At 73.5% G+C, this 24,663-nt stretch carries 23 protein-coding genes and 1 pseudogene; 8 read left to right on the forward strand and 16 right to left on the reverse strand.

Annotation, left to right across the window (positions count from 1 at the left end):
• Nucleotide 1: 1 nt before the first annotated feature.
• A complete protein-coding gene (locus ACWEN3_RS05965; protein ID WP_452966196.1) occupies nt 2–700 on the reverse strand; it encodes an HAD family phosphatase in 699 nt (232 codons plus the stop codon).
• Between the two features lie 201 nt (nt 701–901).
• Complete coding sequence (locus ACWEN3_RS05970; RefSeq protein ID WP_452966198.1) at nt 902–1,807, reverse strand: ScbA/BarX family gamma-butyrolactone biosynthesis protein; 906 nt, start codon at nt 1,805–1,807, stop codon at nt 902–904.
• 244 nt (nt 1,808–2,051) lie between these two features.
• Between ACWEN3_RS05970 and ACWEN3_RS05975 the strand changes: the two genes are divergently transcribed.
• Nucleotides 2,052–2,699, forward strand: a complete 648-nt coding sequence (locus ACWEN3_RS05975; protein WP_452966201.1) for a ScbR family autoregulator-binding transcription factor — start codon at nt 2,052–2,054, stop codon at nt 2,697–2,699.
• 68 nt (nt 2,700–2,767) lie between these two features.
• The gene (locus ACWEN3_RS05980) at nt 2,768–3,370 is read left to right on the forward strand and encodes a flavin reductase family protein (RefSeq protein ID WP_452966203.1); all 603 of its coding nucleotides are present in this window, start codon (nt 2,768–2,770) and stop codon (nt 3,368–3,370) included.
• 6 nt (nt 3,371–3,376) lie between these two features.
• Here ACWEN3_RS05980 and ACWEN3_RS05985 read toward each other — a convergent pair whose 3' ends face one another.
• Nucleotides 3,377–4,681 (reverse strand): MFS transporter, encoded by a 1,305-nt coding sequence (locus tag ACWEN3_RS05985; protein ID WP_452966205.1) that lies wholly within the window; start codon nt 4,679–4,681, stop codon nt 3,377–3,379.
• A 71-nt stretch (nt 4,682–4,752) separates the two neighbouring features.
• On the opposite strand from ACWEN3_RS05985, the gene ACWEN3_RS05990 reads away from it, so the two are divergent.
• Nucleotides 4,753–5,748 carry a GlxA family transcriptional regulator gene (locus ACWEN3_RS05990; RefSeq protein WP_452966207.1) on the forward strand — a complete coding sequence of 332 codons (996 nt, stop codon included), beginning with the start codon at nt 4,753–4,755 and terminating at the stop codon, nt 5,746–5,748.
• On the opposite strand, the gene ACWEN3_RS05995 is transcribed toward ACWEN3_RS05990, so the two are convergent.
• From ACWEN3_RS05995 to ACWEN3_RS06005, 3 genes are read right to left on the reverse strand one after another with little or no spacing between them, the layout of a single operon-like run.
• Nucleotides 5,738–6,790: a Zn-dependent alcohol dehydrogenase gene (locus ACWEN3_RS05995; protein ID WP_452966210.1), complete on the reverse strand. Its 1,053-nt coding sequence runs from the start codon at nt 6,788–6,790 to the stop codon at nt 5,738–5,740. The genes ACWEN3_RS05990 and ACWEN3_RS05995 overlap by 11 nt on opposite strands.
• Nucleotides 6,790–7,932, reverse strand: a complete 1,143-nt coding sequence (locus ACWEN3_RS06000; RefSeq protein WP_452966213.1) for an acyl-CoA dehydrogenase family protein — start codon at nt 7,930–7,932, stop codon at nt 6,790–6,792. The genes ACWEN3_RS05995 and ACWEN3_RS06000 overlap by 1 nt, the downstream gene beginning before the upstream one ends.
• A gap of 46 nt (nt 7,933–7,978) precedes the next feature.
• Complete coding sequence (locus ACWEN3_RS06005) at nt 7,979–8,893, reverse strand: SDR family oxidoreductase (RefSeq protein ID WP_452966214.1); 915 nt, start codon at nt 8,891–8,893, stop codon at nt 7,979–7,981.
• Nucleotides 8,894–8,979: 86 nt separating this feature from the next.
• Here ACWEN3_RS06005 and ACWEN3_RS06010 point away from each other — a divergent pair, with 86 nt between their 5' ends.
• The gene (locus tag ACWEN3_RS06010) at nt 8,980–9,906 is read left to right on the forward strand and encodes a cyclase family protein (protein ID WP_452966217.1); all 927 of its coding nucleotides are present in this window, start codon (nt 8,980–8,982) and stop codon (nt 9,904–9,906) included.
• Between the two features lie 280 nt (nt 9,907–10,186).
• Here the strand turns inward: ACWEN3_RS06010 and ACWEN3_RS06015 are convergent, their stop codons facing one another.
• From ACWEN3_RS06015 to ACWEN3_RS06030, 4 genes are all read right to left on the reverse strand, one after another.
• Nucleotides 10,187–10,660: an ATP-binding protein gene (locus ACWEN3_RS06015; protein WP_452966253.1), complete on the reverse strand. Its 474-nt coding sequence runs from the start codon at nt 10,658–10,660 to the stop codon at nt 10,187–10,189.
• Between the two features lie 550 nt (nt 10,661–11,210).
• Nucleotides 11,211–12,077 (reverse strand): acyl-CoA dehydrogenase family protein, encoded by an 867-nt coding sequence (locus ACWEN3_RS06020; protein ID WP_452966220.1) that lies wholly within the window; start codon nt 12,075–12,077, stop codon nt 11,211–11,213.
• Between the two features lie 2 nt (nt 12,078–12,079).
• The gene (locus tag ACWEN3_RS06025; RefSeq protein WP_452966223.1) at nt 12,080–13,213 is read right to left on the reverse strand and encodes an acyl-CoA dehydrogenase family protein; all 1,134 of its coding nucleotides are present in this window, start codon (nt 13,211–13,213) and stop codon (nt 12,080–12,082) included.
• Nucleotides 13,213–14,409, reverse strand: coding sequence for an amidohydrolase family protein (locus tag ACWEN3_RS06030; RefSeq protein WP_452966226.1), 1,197 nt, complete (start codon nt 14,407–14,409; stop codon nt 13,213–13,215). The genes ACWEN3_RS06025 and ACWEN3_RS06030 overlap by 1 nt, the downstream gene beginning before the upstream one ends.
• Nucleotides 14,410–14,495: 86 nt before the next feature.
• Between ACWEN3_RS06030 and ACWEN3_RS06035 the strand changes: the two genes are divergently transcribed.
• On the forward strand, nt 14,496–15,998 hold the full coding sequence (locus ACWEN3_RS06035) for a class I adenylate-forming enzyme family protein (protein ID WP_452966229.1): 1,503 nt from the start codon (nt 14,496–14,498) through the stop codon (nt 15,996–15,998).
• A 24-nt stretch (nt 15,999–16,022) separates the two neighbouring features.
• On the opposite strand, the gene ACWEN3_RS06040 is transcribed toward ACWEN3_RS06035, so the two are convergent.
• Both ACWEN3_RS06040 and ACWEN3_RS06045 read right to left on the reverse strand, forming a co-directional pair.
• The gene (locus tag ACWEN3_RS06040) at nt 16,023–17,453 is read right to left on the reverse strand and encodes a maleylpyruvate isomerase N-terminal domain-containing protein (RefSeq protein WP_452966231.1); all 1,431 of its coding nucleotides are present in this window, start codon (nt 17,451–17,453) and stop codon (nt 16,023–16,025) included.
• Nucleotides 17,450–18,049, reverse strand: a complete 600-nt coding sequence (locus ACWEN3_RS06045; RefSeq protein ID WP_452966233.1) for an RNA polymerase sigma factor — start codon at nt 18,047–18,049, stop codon at nt 17,450–17,452. Before ACWEN3_RS06045 ends, ACWEN3_RS06040 begins: the two co-directional genes overlap by 4 nt.
• Before the next feature lie 342 nt (nt 18,050–18,391).
• Here ACWEN3_RS06045 and ACWEN3_RS06050 point away from each other — a divergent pair, with 342 nt between their 5' ends.
• Complete coding sequence (locus tag ACWEN3_RS06050; RefSeq protein ID WP_452966235.1) at nt 18,392–18,766, forward strand: STAS domain-containing protein; 375 nt, start codon at nt 18,392–18,394, stop codon at nt 18,764–18,766.
• Nucleotides 18,767–18,918: 152 nt separating this feature from the next.
• Complete coding sequence (locus ACWEN3_RS06055) at nt 18,919–19,431, forward strand: EF-hand domain-containing protein (RefSeq protein ID WP_452966237.1); 513 nt, start codon at nt 18,919–18,921, stop codon at nt 19,429–19,431.
• Nucleotides 19,432–19,477: 46 nt separating this feature from the next.
• Here ACWEN3_RS06055 and purU read toward each other — a convergent pair whose 3' ends face one another.
• On the reverse strand, nt 19,478–20,356 hold the full coding sequence (purU, locus tag ACWEN3_RS06060) for a formyltetrahydrofolate deformylase (RefSeq protein ID WP_452966240.1): 879 nt from the start codon (nt 20,354–20,356) through the stop codon (nt 19,478–19,480).
• 46 nt (nt 20,357–20,402) lie between these two features.
• Entirely contained in the window at nt 20,403–20,903 is a 501-nt protein-coding gene (locus tag ACWEN3_RS06065; protein WP_452966243.1) for an SCO4402 family protein, read from the reverse strand.
• Nucleotides 20,904–21,020: 117 nt separating this feature from the next.
• Here ACWEN3_RS06065 and ACWEN3_RS06070 point away from each other — a divergent pair, with 117 nt between their 5' ends.
• Complete coding sequence (locus ACWEN3_RS06070) at nt 21,021–22,343, forward strand: ABC transporter substrate-binding protein (protein WP_452966245.1); 1,323 nt, start codon at nt 21,021–21,023, stop codon at nt 22,341–22,343.
• A 24-nt stretch (nt 22,344–22,367) separates the two neighbouring features.
• Here ACWEN3_RS06070 and ACWEN3_RS06075 read toward each other — a convergent pair whose 3' ends face one another.
• Together ACWEN3_RS06075 and ACWEN3_RS06080 are read right to left on the reverse strand one after the other, a co-directional pair.
• Complete coding sequence (locus tag ACWEN3_RS06075) at nt 22,368–23,984, reverse strand: hypothetical protein (RefSeq protein ID WP_452966248.1); 1,617 nt, start codon at nt 23,982–23,984, stop codon at nt 22,368–22,370.
• A 201-nt stretch (nt 23,985–24,185) separates the two neighbouring features.
• Nucleotides 24,186–24,663 (reverse strand): annotated as a pseudogene (locus ACWEN3_RS06080) (transcriptional regulator); the annotation flags it as partial.

Here is a 24,663-nt window from a genome sequence, read left to right on the forward strand (position 1 = left end):
GTCACGCCCTCCAGGTCCGGCCGGCGGCCGCCTCGGCGTCCACCGCGCGCAGCAGTTCGTCGTCGATCGCGTCGAGGCCGTCGACCAGGTGCCGTACGCCCGCCTCGCGCATCGACTCCCGCTGGAAGCCGTGCGCGTAGGGGCTGGGCAGGCCGACGAAGGGGATGCCGAGCGCCCGGGCCTCCTCCGCCACCCGGGCCACGTCGTCCACGAACACGGCCTGGTCGTACCGGAGTCCGAAGATCTCCGCCGTGATCTCGTGGAGCCCGGGCCGGAAGGCGTCGGTGCAGACGTAGCCGGGGCCGTCGAACAGGTGGGCCCAGGCGCCGAGATGGGTGTCGAAGTGGTCCTTCGGCAGCCCGCCGTAGCAGATCAGCCGCAGGTCCAGCGCCCGCAGCCGGCGCAGCAGCTCGGGCACGCCCGGCTGCACGGCCACCGGATGGTCGGCCAGATAGCGCTCCCGCTCGGCGAAGTAGGCGGTGAGCACCTGGTCGGCGGTGAGCCCGCCGCCGACCGCCTCGGCCAGCCGGCCGGCCGCGACCGCCTGCGGCTGGGAGAAGACCGCCCGCTCGGTGCCGGCGGTGTAGCTGCCGCCCCGGTCGACGACGAAGCGGTGGATGACCGGGCTGAACGTGTCGTTGAGCAGGACCCCGTCGATGTTGAGCGCGGCGAGTCTGAGCCGTGTGAGGCGACGCCCCATGGTGTGTTTCCCCTCCCTGAACGGCACGCGGGCACGGGTGGTCCCGTGGCGGCCGCGTGCCGCGAAACGTGATGGATGGCCGGTGCGCGCCGGCCCGCCGTGCGGCCACGGCCGGCGACGGCCCGAGGCGGTCGCCGGGCGCGGGCCACCCCGTCGTGGCCGCGGGCCGGCGACGGCCGCGGAAGTCCCCCCGGAAGAAGGTCAGTGCTCGGGCGCCGGCTCCAGCGTGGTGATGCTGGAGAAGACGCAGCTCTGGTTCTGCAGCGCGAAGGCGAGGAGCCGGGTGCGGCCGTGGGCGTCGTCGGGGAGCGGGTGCACATGCACCCAGCAGGGCGCGTCGAACTCGACGTACCGGTAGAAGGCGGCGTCCATCGCGGCCGGGAGCACGGGCCGCGGGTAGGACATGGTGTGCGCGGCCTGCCGCGCGGCCTCCAGCAGCAGCATCCCGGGGACGTGGTCCACCCGGTGGTCGAAGAGGGTCGGGTGGTTGACGTCGACGCGCAACTGGGTACGGCCGGGCGCGTCGGTGGGCGAGAGCACGACGTCCTCGAAGTGCTCGCGGCCCACCCGGGCGGGCGGCATCGGCGGGGCCAGCGGCACCACCCGGGCCATGGCCTCGGCGGGATCGGCGTAGCGGCCGCGCACCCGGCGGTAGACGCTGGGCGCGTGGCCCACGTAGTCGATCTCCCCGGCCCCCAGGCGCACGCCGTCGCGCACCACGTCGACGTGTACGGTCATGGCGGCGAGCCGTCCGCCGCGCCGGACCACGTCGCGGCAGGAGACGTGCAGTTCGACGTCGGCCGGGGCGCCCGAGGCGACGAGCGCGGCCGGCTCGACCGCGTACCGGAACTGGCTCCAGGACTGCGGGTTGCCGAACGGCACGCCGTAGGCCGCGTGCCCGAGCAGCAGCACCGACTGGCGAATCGATTCGGCCACGAGCAGCGGGTCGTGGCAGCCGTGGACGGGCCGGTAGAAGGAGTGGTCCTCGGGCCACCGCGCGGCGACGACGTAGGTGTCCTCCCCCACCTGGCGCCACTCCGACACCAGGACCTCGGACACGGCGGTCTTGTGCACGTAGGACTGAACGCTCTGGACAGTGCTGGACATGCGATTCCCCCTAGAAGCATGCGTGAGTGGCACTTGAGCCAGCCCCAAACATAAAGAGTGTTCTTTTTCCTTCTATCAACGTAAGGCAAAGGTTCAGCCAGGCGCCGACCAAGAGAACGGACTCAGTGCCCGATTCACCCCATCTGACTGGCATTTGACCCGCTCGGAATCGGCCCACACTTGACGCACGGCGCACAGCCGGATACCTGTTACCTAGAGAACGTTCTAATTTTTTGGAGGCGTCATGCGGCAGCCGAAGCAGCAACGCGCCGTGCAGACCCGCGAGGCGATCCTTCGTGCGGCGGCAGCCGTCTTCGACGAGCTGGGCTACTCGGGCGCGAGCATCAACCGGATCCTGGAACGGGCCGGCACCACGGCGGGCGCGCTGTACTTCCACTTCAAGTCCAAGGAGGGGCTGGCGCACGCGGTCATGCACGCCCAGCCCGAGACCATCGTCCCGATGGCCGACTCCCACGGCCTGCAACGGGTCGTGGACGTCACCCTGGTCTGGGCGTACCAGCTGCAGGTGGACCTGATGCTCCGGGCGGGCGTACGCCTGACCAACGAGGCGACCACCTTCGGCATGGAGGACGCCTCCGGGCCGTACCAGCAGTGGGCGCAGATCATGGAGGACTACCTGCGCGAGGCCGCCGGCAACGGCGAGCTGCAGGCGGGCGTCGACGTGCGCGAACTGGCCGAGTACATCGTGGAGTCCTGCACCGGCATGCAGCTGTACTCCAAGGCGGTCAGCGGCCGGGAGGACCTGATGGACCGCGTCGTGCGCATGTGGCGGCTGCTCCTGCCCGGCATCGCGGTCCCCGCGGTGGCCGTCCGCACCCGCGTCGACCCCGCCCGCGTACAACCTGCCCCGGCCGGGGCGACGGCGACCTGACGGGGCGCCCGCGAACGGCGCCGCACCGCTTCCCATCTGACGCTGTGTCAGTTTCAATGGACGGCGTGATGGGACACGCAGGGGCGGCGGCTGCCGCCGTCCGGTATCTGAGGCCGGCCCGGGGGCCGGTGGAGCCTTTGCCGCGGCCCGAGTTGCGGTGCGTGCGGGAGGACGAGCGGGCGCCCGTGGACCAGGGCGAGTTCCGGCGGGTGCTGGGCGGCTTCGCGACCGGCGTCACGGTGATCACGGCACCGGCCGCGGCAGGCGAGCCGGGCCCGGCCGGCTTCGCCTGCCAGTCCTTCTCCTCCCTCTCCCTGGACCCGCCCCTCGTCTGCTTCATGGTGGGCCGCACGTCCACCACCTGGCCGCGCATCGCCCGCGCGGGCGTCTTCTGCGTCAACGTGCTCGGCGCCGGCCAGGGCGAGCTGTGCCGCGCCTTCGCGGTGAGCGGCGCCGACAAGTTCGCGGGCGTGGCCCACGACCCGGCGCCCGTCTCCGGCTCCCCGCGCCTCGCCGGCGCCGACGCCTGGATCGACTGCGCCGTCCACGCGGTCCACACCGGCGGCGACCACCTGATCGTGGTGGGCCGGGTCACCGCCCTCGGCACCGAGGGGCCGGGCGACCCGCTCCTCTTCCACCGGGGGCGGTTCGCCCGGCTGGACGGCGGCTGAGCCGGCTCAGGCCAGGGCAGGCGCGGTGAGGACCGGGCGGCGCCGGATCACCAGGGCCATCAGGGCCGCCGCCGCGCACAGGGTGCCGGAGGCGTACCAGACCAGGTCGTAGGAGCCGAAGACGTCGCGGGCGACACCGCCGAGGTAGGCGACGAGGGCCGCCCCGACCTGGTGCGAGGCCAGCACCCAGCCGAAGACGATGGCGCTGTCCTCCCCGAACCGCTCCCGGCACAGGGCCAGGGTGGGCGGGACGGTGGCCACCCAGTCCAGGCCGTAGAACACGATGAAGAAGATCATCGGCGGGTGCACGGCCGGGCCCAGCAGTATCGGCAGGAAGACCAGCGACAGGCCGCGCAGGGCGTAGTAGACCGCGAGCAGGCGGCGCGGCTCGAAGCGGTCGGTGAACCAGCCGGAGGCGATCGTGCCGACGACGTCGAACACGCCGACCACCGCGAGCAGCGAGGCCGCCGTCGTGACCGGCATGCCGTGGTCGTGCTCGGCGGGCACGAAGTGGGTCTGCACCAGGCCGTTGGTGGAGGCGCCGCAGATCGCGAAGGTGCCCGCGAGCAGCCAGAAGGTACCGTTGCGCACGGCGGAGTTCAGGACCCCGAGGGTGCGCCGGGCGGCGCCGGTGACCGGGGGCGGCTTCGGCACGAACTCCGCGGAGCCGTAGGGGCTCTGGCCCACGTCGGCCGGGTGGTCGCGCAACAGGATCCAGACGAAGGGGACCACGGCGAGGGCGGCGAGTCCGACCGTCACGGCGGCGGGGCGCCAGCCGTGGTGCTCCACCATCCAGGACAGCAGCGGCAGGAAGACCAGCTGGCCGGAGGCGGAGGCGGCGGTGAGGATGCCGCTGACCAGGCCGCGCCGCTCGGTGAACCAGCGGTTGGTGACCGTCGCGGCGAAGGCGAGGGCCATCGAGCCCGAGCCCAGCCCCACCAGCAGGCCCCAGCACAGCCACAACTGCCAGGCGGCCGTCATCCACACGGTCAGGACGGAGCCGAGCGCGATCACGGTCAGCGCGACGGCGACCACCCGGCGGATGCCGAAGCGGTCCATCAGGGCGGCGGCGAACGGCGCGGTGAGGCCGTAGAGCGCGAGGTTGAGGGAGACGGCCGCGCCGATCGTGCCGCGCGACCAGCCGAACTCCTGGTGCAGCGGATCGATGAGCAGGCCGGGCAGCGAACGGAAGGCGGCCGCGCCGGTGATCGTGACGAAGGTGACGGCGGCGACGAACCAGGCGCGGTGCACTCGGGGGCGCCGGGTGGGCGGGGCCTGGACGGGGGCTGCGGCTGGGCTTGTCTGAGTCACGTCATAAATCCTGCCGATCACGGCTCCCCGCAACGAGTGGCCCGAAGGACAGCATTCGCTACGATCGGGCCATGAGTGTCGCCGAGGTCTTCCGTCCGCACCGGATCGCCGTCCTCGCGCTGGACGGACTGCTCCCCTTCGAACTGGGCATCCCCCACCGCATCTTCGGCCGCCCCAGGGACGCCCGGGGCCGGCTCCTGTACGAGGTCGTGACCTGCTCGGTACGGCCGCCGGGGCCGGTCGGGACGGACGCCGACTTCGCCGTGCACGTCCCCAACGGCCCCGAGGCGCTGGCCACCGCCGACACGGTGATCGTCCCGGCGTCGTACGAGCTCGGGCCGGTCTTCGAGGAGGGCCGGCTGACCGACGAGCTGGCCGCCGCGCTCGCCCTGATCCGGCCCGGCACCCGGCTCGCCTCCATCTGCACCGGCGGGTACGTCCTCGCCGCCGCCGGGTATCTCGACGGCCGCCCGGCGACCACCCACTGGGCCGACGCCGACCGCTTCCAGAGCATGTTCCCGAAGGTCAGGGTGGACGCCGACGTGCTGTTCATCGACGACGGGGACGTGCTGACCTCGGCCGGCGTCGCGGCCGGGATCGACCTGTGCCTGCACATGGTCCGGCGCGACTTCGGCACGGCCGTCGCCAACGACGTCGCCCGGCGCACCGTCGTACCGCCCCACCGCGACGGCGGCCAGGCCCAGTACATCGAGCGCCCGGTCCCCGACCCGCAGCTGGCCACCACGACCGCCGCCCGCGCCTGGGCGCTGGGCCGCCTCCACGAGCCGATCCAGCTGCGCGACATGGCCGAGCGGGAGGCCATGTCGGTGCGCACCTTCACCCGCCGCTTCCGCGAGGAGGTCGGCATCAGCCCCGGGCAGTGGCTCACCCAGCAGCGGGTGGAGCGCGCCCGCCATCTGCTGGAGTCCAGCGACCTGTCCATGGACCGGGTGGCCCGGGACGCGGGCTTCGGCACGGCCCAGTCGATGCGCCAGCACCTCCAGCAGGCGCTCGGGGTGACGCCGACCGCCTACCGCAGGACGTTCCGGACGGGCGTCAGAACGTGAGCACCGCCCGCGCCACCCGGCCCGCCTCCGCGTCCGCCCGGGCCTTCTCGAAGTCCTCCACCGGGTGGACCGCCGTCACCAGTTCGTCCAGCAGCAGCCGCCCCTGGCGGTACAGCTCGGCGTACAGGGCGATGTCCCGCTGGGGGCGGGAGGAGCCGTAGCGGCAGCCCAGCACGGACTTGTCCAGGTAGAGGGAGGAGACGAGGAAGGACGCCTCGGCGGTGGCCGGGGGCACGCCGAGCAGGACCGCCTGCCCGTGCCGGTCGAGGAGGTCGACGGCCTGGCGGATCAGCTCCACCCGCCCGACGCACTCGAAGACGTGGTCGGCGCCCGTGGGCAGCAGGTCGCGCACGCCGTCCGCCGCCGTCAGGAAGTCGGTCGCGCCGAACCGCCTCGCCACCTCCTCCTTGGCCGGGTTGGCGTCCACGGCGACGATCCTGAGGGCCCCCGCGAGCCGCGCGCCCTGGAGCACGTTCAGCCCGATCCCGCCGGTGCCGATGACGACGACGCTGTCCCCGCGGTCCACCCGCGCCCGGTTCAGGACCGCGCCCACCCCGGTGAGCACCCCGCAGCCGATCAGCGCGGCCGACTCCAGCGGGATGTCCTTCGGGATCCGCACCGCCTGCACGGCCTTGACGACCGTGCGTTCCGCGAAGGCCGAGTTGGCGGCGAACTGGTGCACCGGGTCCGTGCCGCCCCGGGTGAACGGCCTGCCCGGGCGCCCGATCGCCTGCCGGCACATCGTCGGGCGGCCCCGGTCGCACTCGGCGCAGGTGCCGCAGTTGGCGAGCGTGGACAGGGCCACGTGGTCGCCGGGCGCGACATGGGTGACCCCCGCGCCGACCGCCTCCACGACCCCCGCGCCCTCGTGGCCGAGCACCACCGGCACCGGGAAGGGGATGGTGCCGTCCACCACCGACAGATCGCTGTGGCACAGCCCGGCCGCCGCGATCGCCACCAGCACCTCGCCCGGCCCCGGCTCCCGTACCGCCAGGTCGTCCACCACCTGGACCTGCCTGCCGTCGAACACCACACCACGCATCAGCGGACCCCCTTCGGCTCTCCGGGCAGACCGAGCACGCGCTCGGCGACGATCGTGCGCTGGACCTGGTCCGAGCCGCCGTAGATGGTGTCGGCCCGGGAGAAGAGGAACAGGTGCTGGCCCGGGTCCAGCGCGTACGGCACGGACGCCGACCACTCCCCGGGTCCCACGGCGGCCGCCGCGCCCCGGACCTGCACGGCCAGTTCCCCGAGCCGCTGGTGCCAGCCGGCCCACAGCAGCTTGGCGACGCTGGGCGCGCCCGGGTCGCCGTGGCCGCCGAGGGTGCGCAGGGCGTGCCAGCGCATGGTCCGCAGCTCGGCCCACTGCCGCACCAACCGCTCGCGCAGCACGGGATCGCGCACCGCGCCGCCCTCCACGGCCGCCCGCACGACCCGTCCCAGCTCCTCGGCGAACCCGATCTGCTGGGCCAGGGTCGACACCCCGCGCTCGAACCCGAGCAGGCTCATCGCCACCCGCCAGCCGCGGCCCTCGCCCCCGACGACGTGCTCCGCGCGTGCCCCGTCGAAGAAGACCTCGTTGAAGTCGCTCGTGCCGGTCATCTGCCGGATGGGCCGCACCTCGACGCGGCCGGGCTGGTCCATCGGCACGAGCAGGAAGCTCAGTCCGTGGTGGCGACGGGACCCCGGCTCGGTCCGGGCCAGCACGAAGCACCAGTCGGCCTCGCGGGCGAGGGAGGTCCAGATCTTCTGGCCGGTGATCCGGTAGGACGTCCCGTCCCGGACCGCCGACGTGCGCACCCCGGCCAGGTCCGAGCCCGCTCCCGGTTCGCTGTAGCCCTGGCACCACAGTTCCTCGCCGGCCGCGACCGGGGGCAGGAAGCGGGCCTTCTGCTCGTCGGTGCCGTGCGCGAGCAGCGTGGGCGCGAGCAGGTTCTCCCCGATGTGCCCGGAGCGCGGGGGCGCGGCCGACCGCGCGTACTCCTCGGCCCAGGCCACCTGCTGGGTGAGCGTGCCGGTCCGGTTGCCGTAACCGCCCCGCGGCCAGCCGAGCCCGATCCAGCCCGCCTTCCCGAGCGTGCGCTCCCAGTCCCGGCGGTCGGCGCCGGGGGTGGCGTGCGCCGCCAGCCATGTCCTCGCTTCGGCGCGGAACGCCTCGTCGTCCTGGGTGAATCCGAAGTCCATGCGGACCGCCTTGGGTCGAGCGCCCGCGAGGGGCGCGGGGCTGCTGTCAGGCGTTCGGCCGGGACCCGCCCCGCGCCGCCTCCTCCATCGCCGCGAGCTGGGCCAGCATCGGCATCGGATCCACCCCGACCGACCCCGGCAGGGAGTCGGCGACGCGCTCCGGCGTCCAGGACCCGCCCTCGGCGTACATCGCCCTCAGCTCCCGGGGCTGTGCCCACACCGCGATCTTCGGCCCGGCGACCGTGTAGACCTGCCCGGTGACGCCCTGCGCGGCGGCCCGGTCGGACAGCAGGTAGACCACCAGCGCGGCCACGTCCTGCGGTGTCCCGATCTCCGCCAGCTCCATGGGGACGCCGGCCGACATCCGGGTGCGGGCCACGGGCGCCACCGCGTTCGCGGTCACCCCGTACTTGTGCAGCCCGAGCGCCGCGCTGCGGACCAGGGAGATGATCCCGCCCTTGGCCGCGCTGTAGTTGGCCTGGGACACCGAGCCCTGGTGGTTGCCGCTGGTGAAGCCGACGAGCGTGCCGGAGCCCTGGCGCCGCATCACCGCGGAGGCCGCCCGGAACACGGTGAACGTGCCCTTGAGGTGGGTGGCGACGACGGGGTCCCACTCCTCCTCGGTCATGTTGAACAGCATGCGTTCGCGCAGGATCCCGGCCACGCAGACCACCCCGTCGAGGCGGCCGTAGGCGGACAGGGCCGTGTCCACGACCCGCTGTCCGCCGGCCATCGTGGAGATGTCGTCGGCGACCGCCACCGCCTCCCCGCCTGCCGCCTCGATCTCCTTGACGACGGCGTCGGCGACCTCGCTCGACGGCGCGGTGCCGTCCGTGGCCACCCCGTAGTCGTTCACGACGACCTTCGCGCCCTCGGCCGCCGCGGCCAGCGCCACCGCCCGCCCGATACCGCGCCCGGCGCCCGTCACGGCGACGGCCTTTCCTGCCAAGAAGTTCCCCACGCCCGGCCCCTTCCCGCGGTTTCTGACGGTCCGTTAGATTTTATGGCCCGCCGGATGCGCGGACACAAGCCCCGGGGAGGCACCGGATGGCACTGCCCAAGGAGTTCCACGAGATCGCCAAGCGCGTGAACAACTGGGGGCGTTGGGGCGCCGACGACGAGATCGGCACGCTGAACCTGATCACGGACGCGGTGGTGCGCGCCGCCGCCGCCGAGGTCCGCACCGGCCGCCGCGTCCCGCTCGCGCTGCCGCTCGCCCAGGACGGGGTGCAGACCGGGATGATCCCGGGGCGGGTCAATCCGCTGCACACGATGGTCCAGATCAACCAGGAGCCGTTCGGGCCGGGCACGGTCGCGTGCAGCGACGACACGGTGACCATGGGGCTCCAGGCGGGCACGCACTGGGACGCGCTGACCCATGTCTCGCACTCGGGGCGGCTCTACAACGGGCGTCCGTCCCGCTCGGTCACCGCGCACGGCGGCGCGGAGTTCGCCGGCATCGACAAGGCGCGGCACGTCGTCTCGCGCGGCGTGCTGCTGGACGTGGCGGGTGCGCGGGGCGTGGACCGGCTGGCGGGGGGTCACGCGGTCACACCGGAGGACCTGGAGCGGGCGGAGGAGTTCGGCGGGGTCCGGGTCCGGGCCGGTGACATCGTGCTGGTCCGCACCGGGCAGGTGCGGGTGTATCTGGCCGGGGACAAGCACGGGTACGGCCATCCGTCGCCGGGGCTCTCGGTGCGCTGCCCGGAGTGGTTCCACGCGCGCGATGTGGCGGCGGTCGCCAACGACACGCTCACCTTCGAGGTGTTTCCGCCCGAGATCGACGATCTGTGGCTGCCCGTGCACGCCCTGGATCTGGTGGAGATGGGCATGCTCCAGGGCCAGAACTGGAATCTCGAAGAGTTGTCCACAGCCTGTGGAGAATCCGGCCGGTACGCGTTCCTGCTGTCGGCGATGCCCGAGCCGTTCGTCGGCGCGACGGGGACACCGGTGGCCCCGGTGGCGATCCTGTGAGGACGCGGCCGTACGGCCCGAACGGAGCCCTCTGCGGGGCCGGTTGGCGGCGCGCCTCCCCCCACCGCCGCGCGCACGCGCCGCCATCCGGTGCGACCCACACTCGACGAGGACCCCGTCGCCCGTCCGGTCCCTCGCCGTCCCCTCGCGGCGAATCGGCACCCACCAGCGTGATCAGCCGGTCACGGGTCGTCAACGCCGGTACGGGGATTTGTTACGTACGCCCTGCTCACGGTGCCCGCGCACGGTTGCACCCCCGGCGCACCACGGCGCCGGGCGGCTACACCGCCTCGAAGGCGAGGTCCCCGTACGCGGACACCCCGCCCCCGTACGCCATCGCCGCGCTCTCCCGGGACTGCGAACAGCGGTCGAGTTCGCACCAGATGCTCTTGCCGGCCCCCTCGGGGCTCCAGCCCCAGCGGTCGGCGAGACAGTCCACGAGGGCCAGGCCCCGGCCGCCGGTGGCGTCACCGCCGACGCAACGCGGCACGGGGGCACGGGAGCTGGTGTCGGCCACCTCCACGCGCACCGTGGCCGAGGGGGCGGCCTCGGCCTGCGGGCCCGGCAGGGAGAGCCGCAGCACGGCCGGGCGGCCGGTGTGCACCACGGCGTTGGTCACCAGCTCGGAGACGAGCAGGATCAGCGTCTCGGCCAACGGCTCGTCGGCCGCTATGCCCAGCCCCCCGAGCCGCGAGCGGGCCCACCGCCTGGCCCGCCCCACCTCCGCGGGGTCGGGCCGGATCTCCAGCTGCACTTGAAGCACCTGCACCGCTCACACCATCCGAACCGGCGGACACATGACCCCGCGCCGACCGGACGCCCCGGCGTGAGCCGCGACGACGATCACGAGGGCCACGATCGTAGCCATTTTCTGCATGGCCAGAACAACAGCCAGAGCAAGGGTCACGGAACGTGAGTCCCTTACGCGACAGCATGGTTGACGTACAGTCACCCCAACAAGCGCTTCGGGCATATTCCAGCGCGAAGGAGTACGCATAAGGCATACTGTGCGACGCTCGTGCCGGGGAGTCGAACAGGCGGAGGCCAGGGGCCTGACCGCCCCGCGAGCAGCGGCGCGCACCGCGTGGCCCGGCACCGCCCCAGGGGCACCGCCGGCACGGCTCGTGCTCGCAGCCACTCGCATCCCACACAAGGTACCGGAGCACACGCCCGACTCCGGGCCGTGACGAGTCCCGCCGAGGACACAACCCGGTATCGACGCTCTGTGATCGCGGCACGCCACGATCCGCGACATCGTGGGCCATGGCTTTGTGCGGGGCGCGGCGCGGACCGACGTCGGGCGGTCAGGCCACCAGACCGGCGGCGAGGACTTCCTCACTCTCGGTGCTCCCGCCGCCGCGCCGGGCCCGCACCCAGGCCCGCTTCAGATGCAGATGGACGTCCGCCTCCCAGGTGAAGCCCATGCCGCCGTGCACCTGGAGGCAGTCGCGGGCCCCGCGTACCGCGGCCTCGTCGGCGAGCAGCCGGGCGGCGGCGATGTCGGCCGGGTCGGCGGTGACGGCGGCCGCGTAGACGGCGGCCCGCGCGGTCTCGGCGCGCACCAGCAGGTCCGCGCACAGATGCTGGACCGCCTGGAAGGCCCCGATGGGCCGTCCGAACTGCTCCCGCGCCCGGGCGTGTTGCACGGCCAGCTCGCACACCCGCACGGCCGTGCCCAGCTGCTCGGCGGCGGTGAGGAGCACGGCCACGGGATCCGCGGCGCCCGCGCCGGGCACGCGGTGGAGCGGGGTCAGCGGGTCCACCGACCGCAGCGGTACGGCGGCCGAGGCGTCCCCGACCACGACGTCCGCCGCGTCCAGCCACTCCACCAGGCCCCCGTCCACGGCGGCCACGACCGTCTCCCCGCCGGCCGCGCCCGGCACACTCCCGGCGGCCAGCTCGGTCGCCACGAGCGGTCCCGGCAGCAGGGCCCGCCCCGCCTCCTCGAAGGCCAGCACCGCCTCGGGCAGCCCCAGTCCGACCCCGCCGTCCGCCTCGGGCAGCCGCAGGGCGAAGAACCCCGCAGCGCCCAGCGCCGACCACAGCGGCCGGTCGAGCCGGCCCGGCGCGGCCACGGCCGCCCGCAGCGGCTCCCGCCCGAACCGTCGCTCCAGCAGCTCCCGCACGCCCGACTTCAGGGCCCGCTGCTCCTCGGTCAGCCGGAAGCGCATGCTCATCTCCCCCGGGGCAGGCCGAGGACGCGCTCGGCGACGATGTTCCGCTGGATCTGCGAGGTGCCGGCGGCGATGGTGTACGACAGCGAGGACAGCCGGTCCAGGACCCAGGGCCGGTCCAGGTCGAGGCAGTCGGGGCCGAGCACCTCGGCGGCGGCGTCGTACAGCTCCTGCCGGGCGTGCGAGTAGCGGAGCTTGAAGACCGAGCCCCCGGTCCCCGGAACCCCGCCGCTCGCCTCGGCCTCGCTGACGTTCCACTGGGTCAGCCGCCACAGCGCCCGGAACTCCGCGTCGAGCCGCCCGAGCCGCCGGCGCAGCGCGGAGTCGTCCCAGCGCCCGTTCTCCCGCGCGGTGCGGGCCAGGGCGGACAGGACGCGGCGGCAGGCGACGACCTCCCCGACGAAGGCGGTACCGCGCTCGAAGGAGAGCGTCACCATGGTGACGCGCCAGCCGTCGTTCTCGGCGCCGACCCGGTTGGCCACCGGCACCCGCACCTCGTCGAGGAACACCTCGGCGAACTCCGTGGACCCGGCGAGCGTGCGCAGCGGCCGTACGGTGACGCCGTCGGCGTCCATGGGCAGGGCGAGCCAGGTGATGCCACGGTGCCGGGGCGCGTCCGGGTCGGTCCGCACCAGCAGCTCGCACCAGTCGGCGACCTCGGCGTGCGAGGTCCAGATCTTGGAACCGCTGACCACGTAGGCGTCGCCGTCCCGGTGCGCGCGGGTGCGCAGCGCGGCGAGGTCGGAGCCCGCGTCCGGTTCGCTGAAGCCCTGGCACCACACCTCCTCCCCGCGCAGGATCGGCGGCAGCCAGCGCGCCCGCTGCCCGTCGGTGCCCTCCGCGGCGATGGTGGGCCCGGCGTGCAGCAGCCCGACGAAGTTGGCCCCCACATAGGGCGCGCCCGCCTTCTCGGTCTCCTCCAAAAAGATCATCCGCAGGGTCGGGGAGGCGTCCCAGTGGACGTCGGCGTACCCGGCGTCGTACAGCATCCGCTGCCAGCCGAGGTCGTGGGCGCGGCGGCCGGGCCAGTCGCCGGGGGAGGGCCTGTCCGGCAGGGTGGGCAGCACCTTGCCGAGCCACTCGCGCAGGCCGGCGCGGAACTCCTCCTCCTCGGGCGTGCAGGAGAGGTCCACTAGCGGTCCAGGTCGAGGCCGAGCATGCGGATGGCGTTGCCCCGCATGAGCTTGTGGACGGTCTCGTCGTCGAGGCCCTTCACATGGTCGAGGGCGACCTCCTTGGTGTGCGGGAAGGTCGAGTCGACGTGCGGGTAGTCGGTCTCGAAGGTGGCGTTGTCGCGGCCGACGGCGTCGAGCGAGGCGACCCCGTGCCTGTCCCGGAAGAAGCAGCAGAAGATCTGCCGGTAGTAGTACGTGGACGGCGGCTCGGGGACCAGGTCCCTGACCCCGCCCCAGGCCCGGTGCTCCTCCCACACGTCGTCGGCGCGCTCCAGGGCGTACGGGATCCACCCCATCTGGCCCTCCGAGTAGGCCAGTGTGAGCCGCGGGAAGCGCACCAGGACCCCGCTGAAGAGGTAGTCCATCATCGAGGCCATGGCGTTGTTGAAGCTGAGCGACGCCTGGACGGCGGGCGGGGCGTCCGGTGAGGCGGCGGGCATCTGCGAGCTGCTGCCGATGTGCATGTTGACGACCGTCCCGGTCTCCTGGCAGACGGCGAAGAACGGGTCCCAGTGACCGGAGTGGATGGAGGGCAGCCCGAGGTGGGTGGGGATCTCCGAGAAGGTCACGGCCCGCACCCCGCGCGCGGCGTTGCGCCGGATCTCCGCGACGGCCAGCCCGACGTCCCACAGCGGGATCAGGCAGAGCGGGACGAGCCGGCCGCCGCTGTCCCCGCACCACTCCTCCACCATCCAGTCGTTGTAGGCGCGCACACAGGCGAGGGCGACCTCCTTGTCGTGCGCCTCGGCGAAGGTCTGGCCGCAGAAGCGGGGGAAGGTCGGGAAGCAGAGGCTCGCCTCGACGTGGTTGAGGTCCATGTCCGCCAGCCGCGCCTTCGGGTCCCAGCAGCCGCGCCGCATCTGCTCCCGGGTGATCCCCTCCAGGGTCATCTCGTCCCGGTCGAACCCGACGGCGGCGATGTTCCGCTTGTACGGGAACTTCAGGTCCTCGTAGATCCACCAGTCCGTCGGCTGACCCTGCGGGTCCATGGTGATCTGGTACTTCCCGCCGACATAGGCCAGTTCCCCGATCCCGGCGGTCAGCGGCTGCGGGCCGCGCTCCCGGTACTTCGCCGGCAGCCAGGTCTCGAAGAGGTGGGCGGGCTCGATCACGTGATCGTCGACGCTGACGATGCGGGGCAGTTCGGTGGCCATGGGTCCCCTCCGCCGGACGGTACTTATCTGATGGTCCGTCAGATAGCATGACACCTGACGAGTCGTCAGCCAAGCAGGGGGCACCCGTGAACGAGACCCCGCACTCCCTGAGTTCCGCCCGCACGCTGTGGGACCTGGCCGCCCGCCGCGCCGCCCTCACCCCCGACCGCCCGGTCCTGCTCCAGGAGGACCGGGTCCTCACCTTCGGCGAGCTGCGCACGCGCGCCGAACGGGTGGCGGCCGGCCTGTACGGCATGGGCGTGCGCCCCGGCACGGTGGTCGCCTGGCAGTTGCCCACCCGCATCGAGACGGCCCTGCTGTCCTTCGCCCTGGCCCGCCTCGGCGCCGTGCAGTCCCCGGTCATCCCCTACTACCGGGACCGGGAGGTCGGCTTCGCGCTGTGGGAGGCCAAGGCGGAGTTCTTCGCCGTACCGGGGGTCTGGCGCGGGTTCGACCACACGGAGATGGCCCGGCGCCTCGGCGCGAAGGGCGTCTTCGAGGCGTACGACGACCTGCCCGACGGCGACCCCTCCGTGCTCCCCGCCCCGCCCGCCGAGGGCACCCCGGTCCGCTGGATCTACTGGACCTCGGGCACCACCTCCGACCCCAAGGGCGTGCTGCACACCGACCGTTCGCTGATCGCGGGCGGCTCCTGCCTGGCCCACGCGCTGCGCCTGACGCCGGACGACGTGGGCTCGATGGCCTTCCCCTACGCCCACATAGCCGGCCCGGACTACACGGTGATGCTCCTGCTGTACGGCTTCCCGGCGGTGATGTTCGAGCACTTCGCGCTGCCGGAGGCGCTGGGCGAGTACCGGCGGCACGGCGTGACGGTGGCCGGCGGCTCGACGGCGTTCTACTCGATGTTCCTGGCCGAGCAGCGCAGGCGTCCGGGCACGAGGATCATCCCCTCCCTGCGCCTCCTCGCGGGCGGCGGCGCCCCCAAGCCACCGGAGCTCTACCACGCCGTCGTCCGGGAGATGGGGGTCCGGCTCACCCACGGCTACGGCATGACCGAGGTCCCGATGATCACCATGGGCGACCCCGGGGACTCCCCCGAGAACCTGGCGACCACCGAGGGCCGGCCGCCCGCGGGCATGGAGGTCCGCGTCGTCGACGGCGAGATACGCCTGCGCGGCGAGGCCGTCTGCCGGGGCTATCTGGACCCCGCCCAGACGGCCGCCGCCTTCGACGCCGAGGGCTTCCTGCGCACCGGCGACCTGGGCCGGGTGACGGACTCCGGCCATCTGGTCCTCACCGGCCGCCTGAAGGACGTGATCATCCGCAAGGGCGAGAACATCTCGGCGAAGGAGATCGAGGACCTGCTGCACCGGCACCCCGCGGTGGGCGACGTGGCGGTGATCGGCCTGCCGGACGAGGAACGCGGGGAACTGGTGTGCGCGGTGGTGGAACAGCCCCCCGGCGCCCCCGCGCTGACGCTCGCCGAGGTCGTCTCCCACCTGCGTGACGAGGGGCTGTCCGTGCACAAGCTCCCGGAACGGCTGGAGGTGGTGGCCGCGCTCCCGCGCAACGACACCCTGCGCAAGGTGCTCAAGTACCGGCTGCGGGAGCGCTTCGCGACGCCGTAGGGACCCCGGGCCGCCCGGCCGGGATCACATGCGGCTCAGTCCCGCCGCGGCGAACAGGACGTCTCTGATCGCCTGCCGGTCGCCCACCTGGCCCGCCGCGGCCTCCTCCGGGGAGATGTGGCCCGCGGCCAGACGGCAGAACTCCACGCCGTCCAGCGCGACATGGGCCACCTCGTGGTCGGCGGAGCCCAACGCGGCCGGCGAGTCGAGCGGGATCAGCCACTCGCCGCCCGCGGCGCCCTCGATCTCCAGCCGCAGGCTGCGGCCGGGCGCGCCCGCGGGCACCAGGTGCGGGGTCCGGCTGCCCGGCGCGGACAGCCCGGCCCGCCGCCGCTCGGCGAGCGCGACCGGCAGCATCCGGGCGGCGAGGTCGATCATCCCGCTCAGATGGCGCGGCGCCGGCGGCCGGTACGGATAGTCCACCGCGTCCGCGATGTCATCGGCGTGCACCCAGCACTCGAAGGCGCGGTCCAGCATCGCGTCGCGCAGCGGCAGTTCGAAGTCGCCGTAGGGCACGGCCAGTCCGCCCGCGTGGCCGCCCGTGAAGGACACGGTCCGTACCAGGCTGTGGCTCTGCTCCCGCCAGGGCGCCCGCACCGAGCGGTTCGGCGGGAAGTGGGCGGCCCGCCAGAACGCCTCCGTGCGCGCGGCCGGTCCCGCCGCCTCCCGCTCCGCCGTGCCGCCGGCCTCCGTCAGCGGGTCCTCCAGGCCGAGCGCCACCGCGACCAGCCCGTCCACGCACAGCAGATGCGCGATCACCCCGGCGACGGTGGTACGCCGGCTCGTCGCCTCGTCACCCTCGAACCACCGCAACCGCACCGGGGCATGCCACTCCGCGTCCCCGAAGTCCTGCAGCAGCGCGTCCAGCCGGGCGGTCTCGGCGTCGTACGGCGCCGCCCACCCGGGCACCGGGATGCGCGGCGGCCGGCGGTCCAGACAGCTCTCCAGGACCCGGGTGCGCAGCGCGGGGTCGAGGTCGAGGCTCTCCGGCTGGTGCAGCAGGCCGACCGCCTCGCGCAGCCGGCGGGCCTCGTCGGCGCAGCTTCCGCAGAAGCCGAGGTGGTACTCCACCGCCTCCGTCTCCGCCGCCGAGCAGGCGGCCAGCGCCCAGGCGCCGAGGAGCGACTTCAGGACATCGTGCGAGAGGTCGAGCGGCACGGGTGCGGGGTCTCCCTGGCCGGTGGGATCGGGCAGCGGGAGCCCGCTGTCCTCGACGGAGGCGCGGGGCATCGGTATCCGCGGCGGCCGGTCCGGTTCCGGCCCGCCGGGCGGCCGCGCCGCGCCGCCCGCGCCACCGCCCGCCGCGGGGGCGTCCGCGTCCGGTCCCACGGCGCCGGCGCCGTCGTGCCCCTGCGGGTGCCCCTCGTCCGGGCCCTCCCCGTACGGGCCGTTCGGGTCGCGGCCGTCGTGGCCCTCGTGCTCCTCGTGCGGCCCGCGCCGCTCCGTCCCGCTCACACCGCACCGCCGTATCCCGGAGGGGCCCCGGTGTCGTGGGCGGTGGAGAGCAGTTGCAGGCCGAGGCGGAGCCGGCGGCGGGCCTCGTCCTCGGTGACGCCGAGGTCGAGGGCGGTCTGGCGGTAGTCGCGGCGCTGGAAGTAGGCCAGTTCGAGGGCGGCGCGCAGCGGGGCGGGCATGGAGTGGACGATGTAGTCGGCGCGGGCGGCGACCGAGGCGCGGCGGACCATGGACTCCAGCTCCTCGCGCTCCGGCTCCCCGCCCTCCGGCTCCTCGCGCCGCTCCGGCTCTTCGCGCCGCTCCAGCTCCTCCCGGTCGCGCAGCCGCTGCACGGCGAGCCGGTGGGTCACGGCGGCGATCCAGGAGCGCAGCGGGCCCTGCTTGAGGTCGTAGGTCTCGGGGTGCTCCCAGAGGTGCGCGAAGACCTCGCGGGTGACGGCGTCCGCGGCCTTCTCGTCGCCGAGGACGCGGTGGGCCAGGCTGTGCACCAGGGAGGCGTACCGGTCGTACAACTCGCCCAGGGCGGCCGCCTCACCGCGGGCGAGCCGCTGCTGCATCTTGCGGTCCCAGCGCGGTGGTAGGTCCTTCTTCGCCATGCGGTCCCCTCCCCTCGCCTCTCCTGCGGCCCTCCAGCCTGTCCGCACCGACATCTCGAATGTAGTCGGCACGACTGACAGCGCACGCCCCTTTGTGTCAATGTGCGCCCCCCGAAGCGCCGCAGGTGATAGTGCCCTCTTCACGCAAACTCCACACAAATGGCGTACATCTCCGATCGAACGCGATCGATAGTGACCGAAATAAGCCCCTTGTCGATCACGTGCGGTTTGCCACGCGACGTTTCGGGGAAACGCCGCTGGGCAGCCGCGCGGAATGAAACGTAGGAACGGCTTCCGTTTCCGGGCGGTTCCGCGAGATCCGGCGAGCGGAGGGGCTAGGCCGTGGCATTCAACGTGACCGGCGTCGAGCAGGGCGAGTGGGCCGTGCTCCGGGTGTCCGGGGAACTGGACCTCATGACCTCACCGGTGCTGCGCCAACGCGTGCACGACGTCGTGGCCGAGGGCCACCACAGCCTGGTCGTGGACCTGTCCGACGTGTTCTTCTGCGACTCCAGCGGGGTCGGCGTGCTCGTCGCCGCCCGCCGGCTGATCCGCTCCTGCCAGGGCCGGCTGCGGCTGATCCTGCCCGACCAGGGCGCCGAGGACGGCTCGCACGTCAACCGGGTCCTCGGCGCGCTCGGGGTGCGCCGCCTCTTCGACGTACGCCCCGACCTCGACGCGGCCACGACCGACGAGGCGGACCCGCTGTCCGCCTGACCCCGCCGGCGACTCGCGACAAGACCACACGGTTGTCGCGGAATTCCCCCGGTCTTGGCACAACCGACGGTTTCCCGCCGCCGGGCGGCCACCCGCGTCGTACGCTCCGTGCCAGGTCAACCCCACGCACAGGTAAGGCGGCCCGAACAGACATGGTCAGCACCGAGTACGAGCGCAGGATCGCCGCCCGTTTCGCCACCTTCGACCAGGACGGCAACGGCTACATCGACCGCGAGGACTTCAGCGCGGCGGCCAAGGCGCTGCTCGCCGAGTTCAGCGTGCCCGCCCGCTCCGCCGAGGGGCAGGCGCTGTACGCCGGCGCGGAGGCGTTCTGGCAGGGCATGGCGGGGATCGCGGACCGCGACGGCGACCAGCGCATCACCCGCGAGGAGTTCGTCACCGGCGCGGTCAAGCGCCTGCGCGACAACCCCGGCCGCTTCGCCGAGATCGCCCGCCCCTTCCTGCACGCGGCCCTGGCCGTGGCCGACACCGACGGGGACGGCCGGGCCACGGTCGCGGACACCGCGCGTGTGCTGCGGGTGCTCCATGTGCCGGAGGAGATCGCCCGGGCGACCGCCGCCGCGCTGGACACCGCGGGCGGGGGCACGGTCGGCGAACAGGAGATCGTCCCCGCGTTCGCCCGCTACTTCACCGTCCCCGAGTGAGCGGCGGCCCCGGAGCGGGCGCCGGGGCGGGCCGGGGGCCGGCCGGTCAGGCGAAGACCACCGTCCGGCGCCCGTTCAGCAGGATCCGGCGCTCCGCGTGCCACTTCACCGCCCGCGCCAGCGCCTGGCACTCCACGTCACGGCCGATGGCCACCAGCTGGTCCGGGGTCACGTCGTGGCCGACGCGCTCGACCTCCTGCTCGATGATCGGGCCCTCGTCGAGGTCGGCCGTCACGTAGTGCGCCGTGGCGCCGATCAGCTTGACGCCGCGGGCGTGCGCCTGGTGGTACGGCTTGGCGCCCTTGAAGCTCGGCAGGAAGGAGTGGTGGATGTTGATGATCCGGCCGCTGAGCTGCTTGCACACGTCGTCCGAGATCACCTGCATGTAGCGGGCGAGGACGACCAGTTCGACCCGCTCCTCGCGGACGATGTCCAGCAGCCTCGTCTCGGACTCCGACTTGGCGTCCTTCGTGACCGGAATGTGGTGGAAGGGGATGTTGTACGAGCCCACCAGCTCTTCGAAGTCGGTGTGGTTGGAGACGACGCCCACGATGTCCACCGGCAGCGCGCCGATCCGGGCCCGGAACAGCAGGTCGTTCAGGCAGTGCCCGAACTTGCTGACCATCAGCAGGATGCGCATCCTCGCGTCGGCCCGGTGGATCTGCCAGGCCATGTGGAAGGAGTCGCCGATCGCGGCGAAGCTCGCGCGCAGCTTGTCCACGGTCACCGGCGCGTCCGCCGAGAAGTGGACCCGCATGAAGAACAGACCCGTGTCGTGGTCGCCGAACTGCTGGCTGTCCTCGATGTTGCAGCCGGTCATGAACAGATAGCTGGACACGGCGTGCACGATGCCCTTCTTGTCCGGGCAGGACAGGGTCAGGACGTACTGGTCGGCCGGGGCGGCGGGCGCGGGCTGCTCGTTCATGCACTACAGGGTCCCATACGGACCCGCCGCGGGGCGCTCTCGTCCGCTACGCGGACCTGGTGAGGATCCGCAGCACTTCCAGGCTCTTCGGCGGCGTCTGGGGGTCCTCCCCGTCGCTCGCCGCCATCCGGACGTGCGCGTCCCGGGCCGCCCGCACGGCCTCCGGCCAGCCCTCGTGTTCGAGGTAGGCCGTGACCGGCGCGTCCGGGCCGACCTGGTGCATGATCCGCAGCACCCGCAGCACGGCGGTGTCGACGAGCGCCGCCTCCTGCGAGTCCCGGAATATCGTGCCGACGTACTTCTCCGCGGACCAGCTGTCCAGCCAGGTGTCCTCCACCAGCCGGTACACGGCGTCGGTGACGTCGCCGTAGCCGTCCACGCCGGCCAGCCAGACGTCCCGCTGGAACCCGGGGTCGGAGAGCATGTGCAGCGCCGAGCGCACATTGGCGCGCCAGCGCCACCACGGCATGTCGTTGAGGGGCATGCCGCCCATGGTGGAGGAGCGACGGCCGCGACGGGAAGAGTTCTCCGAACCTTGCACGGTCATCGATCGTACGTTCTTCGTCCCACCCGTCCCACCGGCCCCCGTAATTCACCTCAGTGTCACTTTTCGTTGACCGAGGGTCACTCCTCGGTTCGCGGTGTGAGGGAATCGTGCGTGTCCATGACCGGCAGGCGACGCACGCGCACTTTCCCCCACTCCTCCTTCCGCCCCGGCAGAGCCGCAGCCCTGTCCCTGGGGGCGATGGCCCTCTGCGCGTCGCTCACCGCCGGATGCGGGGTCATCCCCGGTGCCACGGGGGGCTCCGGGGATGACCCGATCAAGGTCATGACCTGGGCGCCGCAGGGCACCGACGCCACCAACAAGCCCGGCATGCCCGCCATGGCCCGCGCCTACGCCAAGTGGATCAACGCCCACGGCGGTATCGCCGGCCGCAAGCTCGACGTCCTGACCTGCAACGACCACAACGACAGCGTGGGCGCCGCGAAGTGCGCCCGGTACGCGGCCGACGAGGGCGTGGTGGCCGTCGTCGGCTCCTACAGCCAGTTCGGCGACTCCTACCTCGCCCCGCTGGAAGGCGCCGGCATCCCCTACATAGGCGGCTACGGCGTCACCAACGACGAGTTCACCGGCTCGATGTCGTACCCGGTCAACGGCGGCCAGCCCGCCCTGCTGGCCGGCCTCGGCAAGGCCCTCTCGGCCGTCTGCGGGCCCGTCTCGCTGGTCCGCCCCGACAGCATCGCGGGCGACGAGCTGCCGACGATGCTCGACTCGGGGCTGAAGGCGGGCAAGCACCCGGACGCGGGCGACCAGCTCGCCGCCGAGGACCTCACCGAGTACGGCGCCCAGTCCGAGCAGGCGCTGCGGTCCGCGACCGCGGGCCTGGCCCGCAAGGGCTGCGTGGTGCCCGCGCTCGGGGACCGCACCGACATCTTCATGGACTCCTTCCGGCGCGCCCGCGAGAGCTACCCGTCGGTGCGGCTGGCGACCGTCCTCGGCAGCGTCGACCAGACGGTGATCAACGCGACGGGCGGGGCGTCCGGGCCGTACGAGGGGGCGTACATCACCGGCTGGTACCCGCCGGCCTCCGACGCGCGGTGGGACCGGATGAAGAAGGTCATCAACGAGGAGGCCTTCGGCGACAACGACATCGACCCCGCCGACGCCGGAGTGCAGACCACCTGGATCGCCTACACCGTGCTGAAGGCCGTCCTGGACAGGATCGGCGACGGCGAGGTCAGCTCCGACACCGTGCGCCACACCCTCGACGACGGCCTGCAGGTCTCCACCGGCGGTCTCACCCCGACCCTGTCCTGGCCCTACGAGGGCAAGCTGGCCGCGGTCGGCTTCCCGCGGATGGTCAACGCCGACGTCACCCTCCAGGTGGTCCAGAACGGGCAGCTGGTCGCGGCCCGCAGGGGCATCGGCGGCATCAACGGCATCGCGGACATGACCCAGACGCTGAAGGGCGCGGACGTGCAGTGAGCCGCACGCCCGCGCCCCCCTCGCTCACAGCTGGGTGGGCTGGCGCTGGGTCAGGCCGTACTTCTGCGCGATCGCGTTCCACAGCGCGGCCGCCTTCACCTTCTGCGCGCTGGCGTTGCCGCTCTCCCGGTTGCCGGCCTGGGTCTCGCCGGTGATGCGGGCGTGCCCCTTGCGGCAGCCCTTGTGGCCGCCCTTGGCCTGGTCGGCCCAGGCCGCGTAGTGGTTGTCGGCCGCTGCGGACGCCTGCCAGGCCTTGGTCAGGGCGTCCGTCAGCGCGCCGTTGTCCGGCAGCTTGTCCACGGACAGCTGGCCGAGCCGGGTGACCAGCTGGGTGCGCTGCCCGGCCGCGTCCCGCAGGCTGGCGGCGGACTGGTCGAGGTTGCCGCACTGCTTGACGTCGGCCACCGCGTTGATCACCGTGGCGCGGCTGCTGCCGCTGTCGGCGAGCAGCTTGTCCAGCGCCACCGCCTGCTGCTTGGCGGGGTCGGCGCCCGAGCCGGAGTCCTGGGACGCGGCGGACGTGGCGGCGACCGTCTTGCCGTCGCCGGCCTGGTCCTTGCCGCCCCCGCCGCTGAGCATCGCGCCGGCGCCCACGCCGATCACCACGATGCCGATGCCGATGGCGGCGATCAGGGGCACCCGCGACCGGTGCGGCGGCTCGTCGTCGTGCGACGGGCCGAACGACGGCTGCGCCGGGGCGTACGACGGCTTGTAGGCGTCCGGCTGCTGGACGCGCGGGAGCTGCTGTGTGGACCCGGCCGGGCCGTCACCGCCGGCCGGGCCGTTGCGGAAGAGGTTGTCGAACTCGGCCGGGGGCTGCCGGTCCCCGCCCTGGTCCTGCGCCGCGTACGGCGGTATGTACTGGGTGGCCTCCGCGTCGGACGCCGCGGGCGCCCCCTGCGGGGGCGTGAGGCCCAGGTACCGGGTCTCCTCACCGGCCGACCCGGGCGGCGGGCCGCCCGCCGCCACCGGCGGGATGTACTGCGTGGCGCCCGCGCCGGCGGGGGCGGCGGGCACCGGCGGGATGTACTGCGTCGCGCCCTCGGCCGCACCGGCGGGAGCGCCCGGGACCGGCGGCAGGTACTGGGTCGCGCCCTCGGCCGCCGGGGGCAGCGGGGCGTTTCCGGCGGGGTAGCCGTCCGGTACGGCCGGCGGCAGCGGCGCGGCGCCGGCGGGCGACCCCGGGTACTGCTGCTGGTGCTGCTGGTACGGGTCCGGCGCGCCGTACCCCGGCTGCGGGCTCTCGCCGTACGCGCCGCCCTGGCCGCCGTGCCGCGGCTGGTGGCCACCGGCGCCGTAGGCGGCCGCCCGGTCGCCGTAGGAGGGTTCCGGACCGCCGTACGAGGGGGCCGGGGCGTTCTCCGGGGGCAGCGGGCCGGGACCGGCGGCGGACGAGGGCCCCGGCTCCGGTGCGCCGGAGGCGTCCCACTGCTGGGCGCCCGGGGACCAGCCCTGGCCCGGCCGGGGCGCCTGCTGCTCCGGGCCCCAGGACCCGCCCCAGGACTGCCCACCGGCCGGTGCCGCGGGTGCGGGCTCGGCGCTCATGCCCGGAAGTACGGGCTCGCCTCCGTCGGAGGGCAGCACGATGCCTTCGCGTGCGGGCTGGGCCGAGGGTTCCTCGCCCTGTCCACTCTGCGTCACCGGGACTCCTACTAATGGGGGACCTTGTGAATCGTCGGCTCACGCTACCGGGTCCCCCGAGCCGGGTGCCACGCAGCTCAGGCCACGACCTCCTTCCCTGTGACGGCAGTAACACAACCGCCCCGCGCGGCGCTGTAAATGGGGCGCGCCGCACGCGGGCGTGTCGTTCGCCACACGTTCACGCGCCCGCGGGGCCGATGTTCACGCGGCCTGCTGGAGGTCGAGGCGGGCCCCGAACTCCCTGACCACCGACTCGTCCCGGAAGGGCTCCAGGCGCTGCTGGAGGTCCTCCAGGTACTCCGCGCCCCGGTTGGAACGCAGCGTCTCCAGCAGCTCCACCGCCTTCAGCCCGGTGGCACACGCCTGTTCGATCTCGCGCTGCTGCACCTGGGCCGTGGCGAGCAGCACATAGCCGATCGCGCGCCGGCGGGCCCGGGACTCGGGGTGCCCGGCCAGCGACTGCTCGGCGCAGCGCGCCGCCGCCTCCGCCTGCCCGAGGTCGCGGTGACAGTGCGCCAACTCGTCGGCCAGGTACGCCCCGTCGAAGTGCGCGATCCACACCGGGTCGTCACCGGCGGCCGGATCGGCCCGCTCCATCAGCCGTCTGATGACCCACTCGCTCTCCATCGGCCCGCACGCCGTGGCGCCGCCCGTCGTGCTCGCACCCATGGCGGGCATC

It is taken from the genome of Streptomyces sp. NPDC004561 (assembly GCF_053602155.1).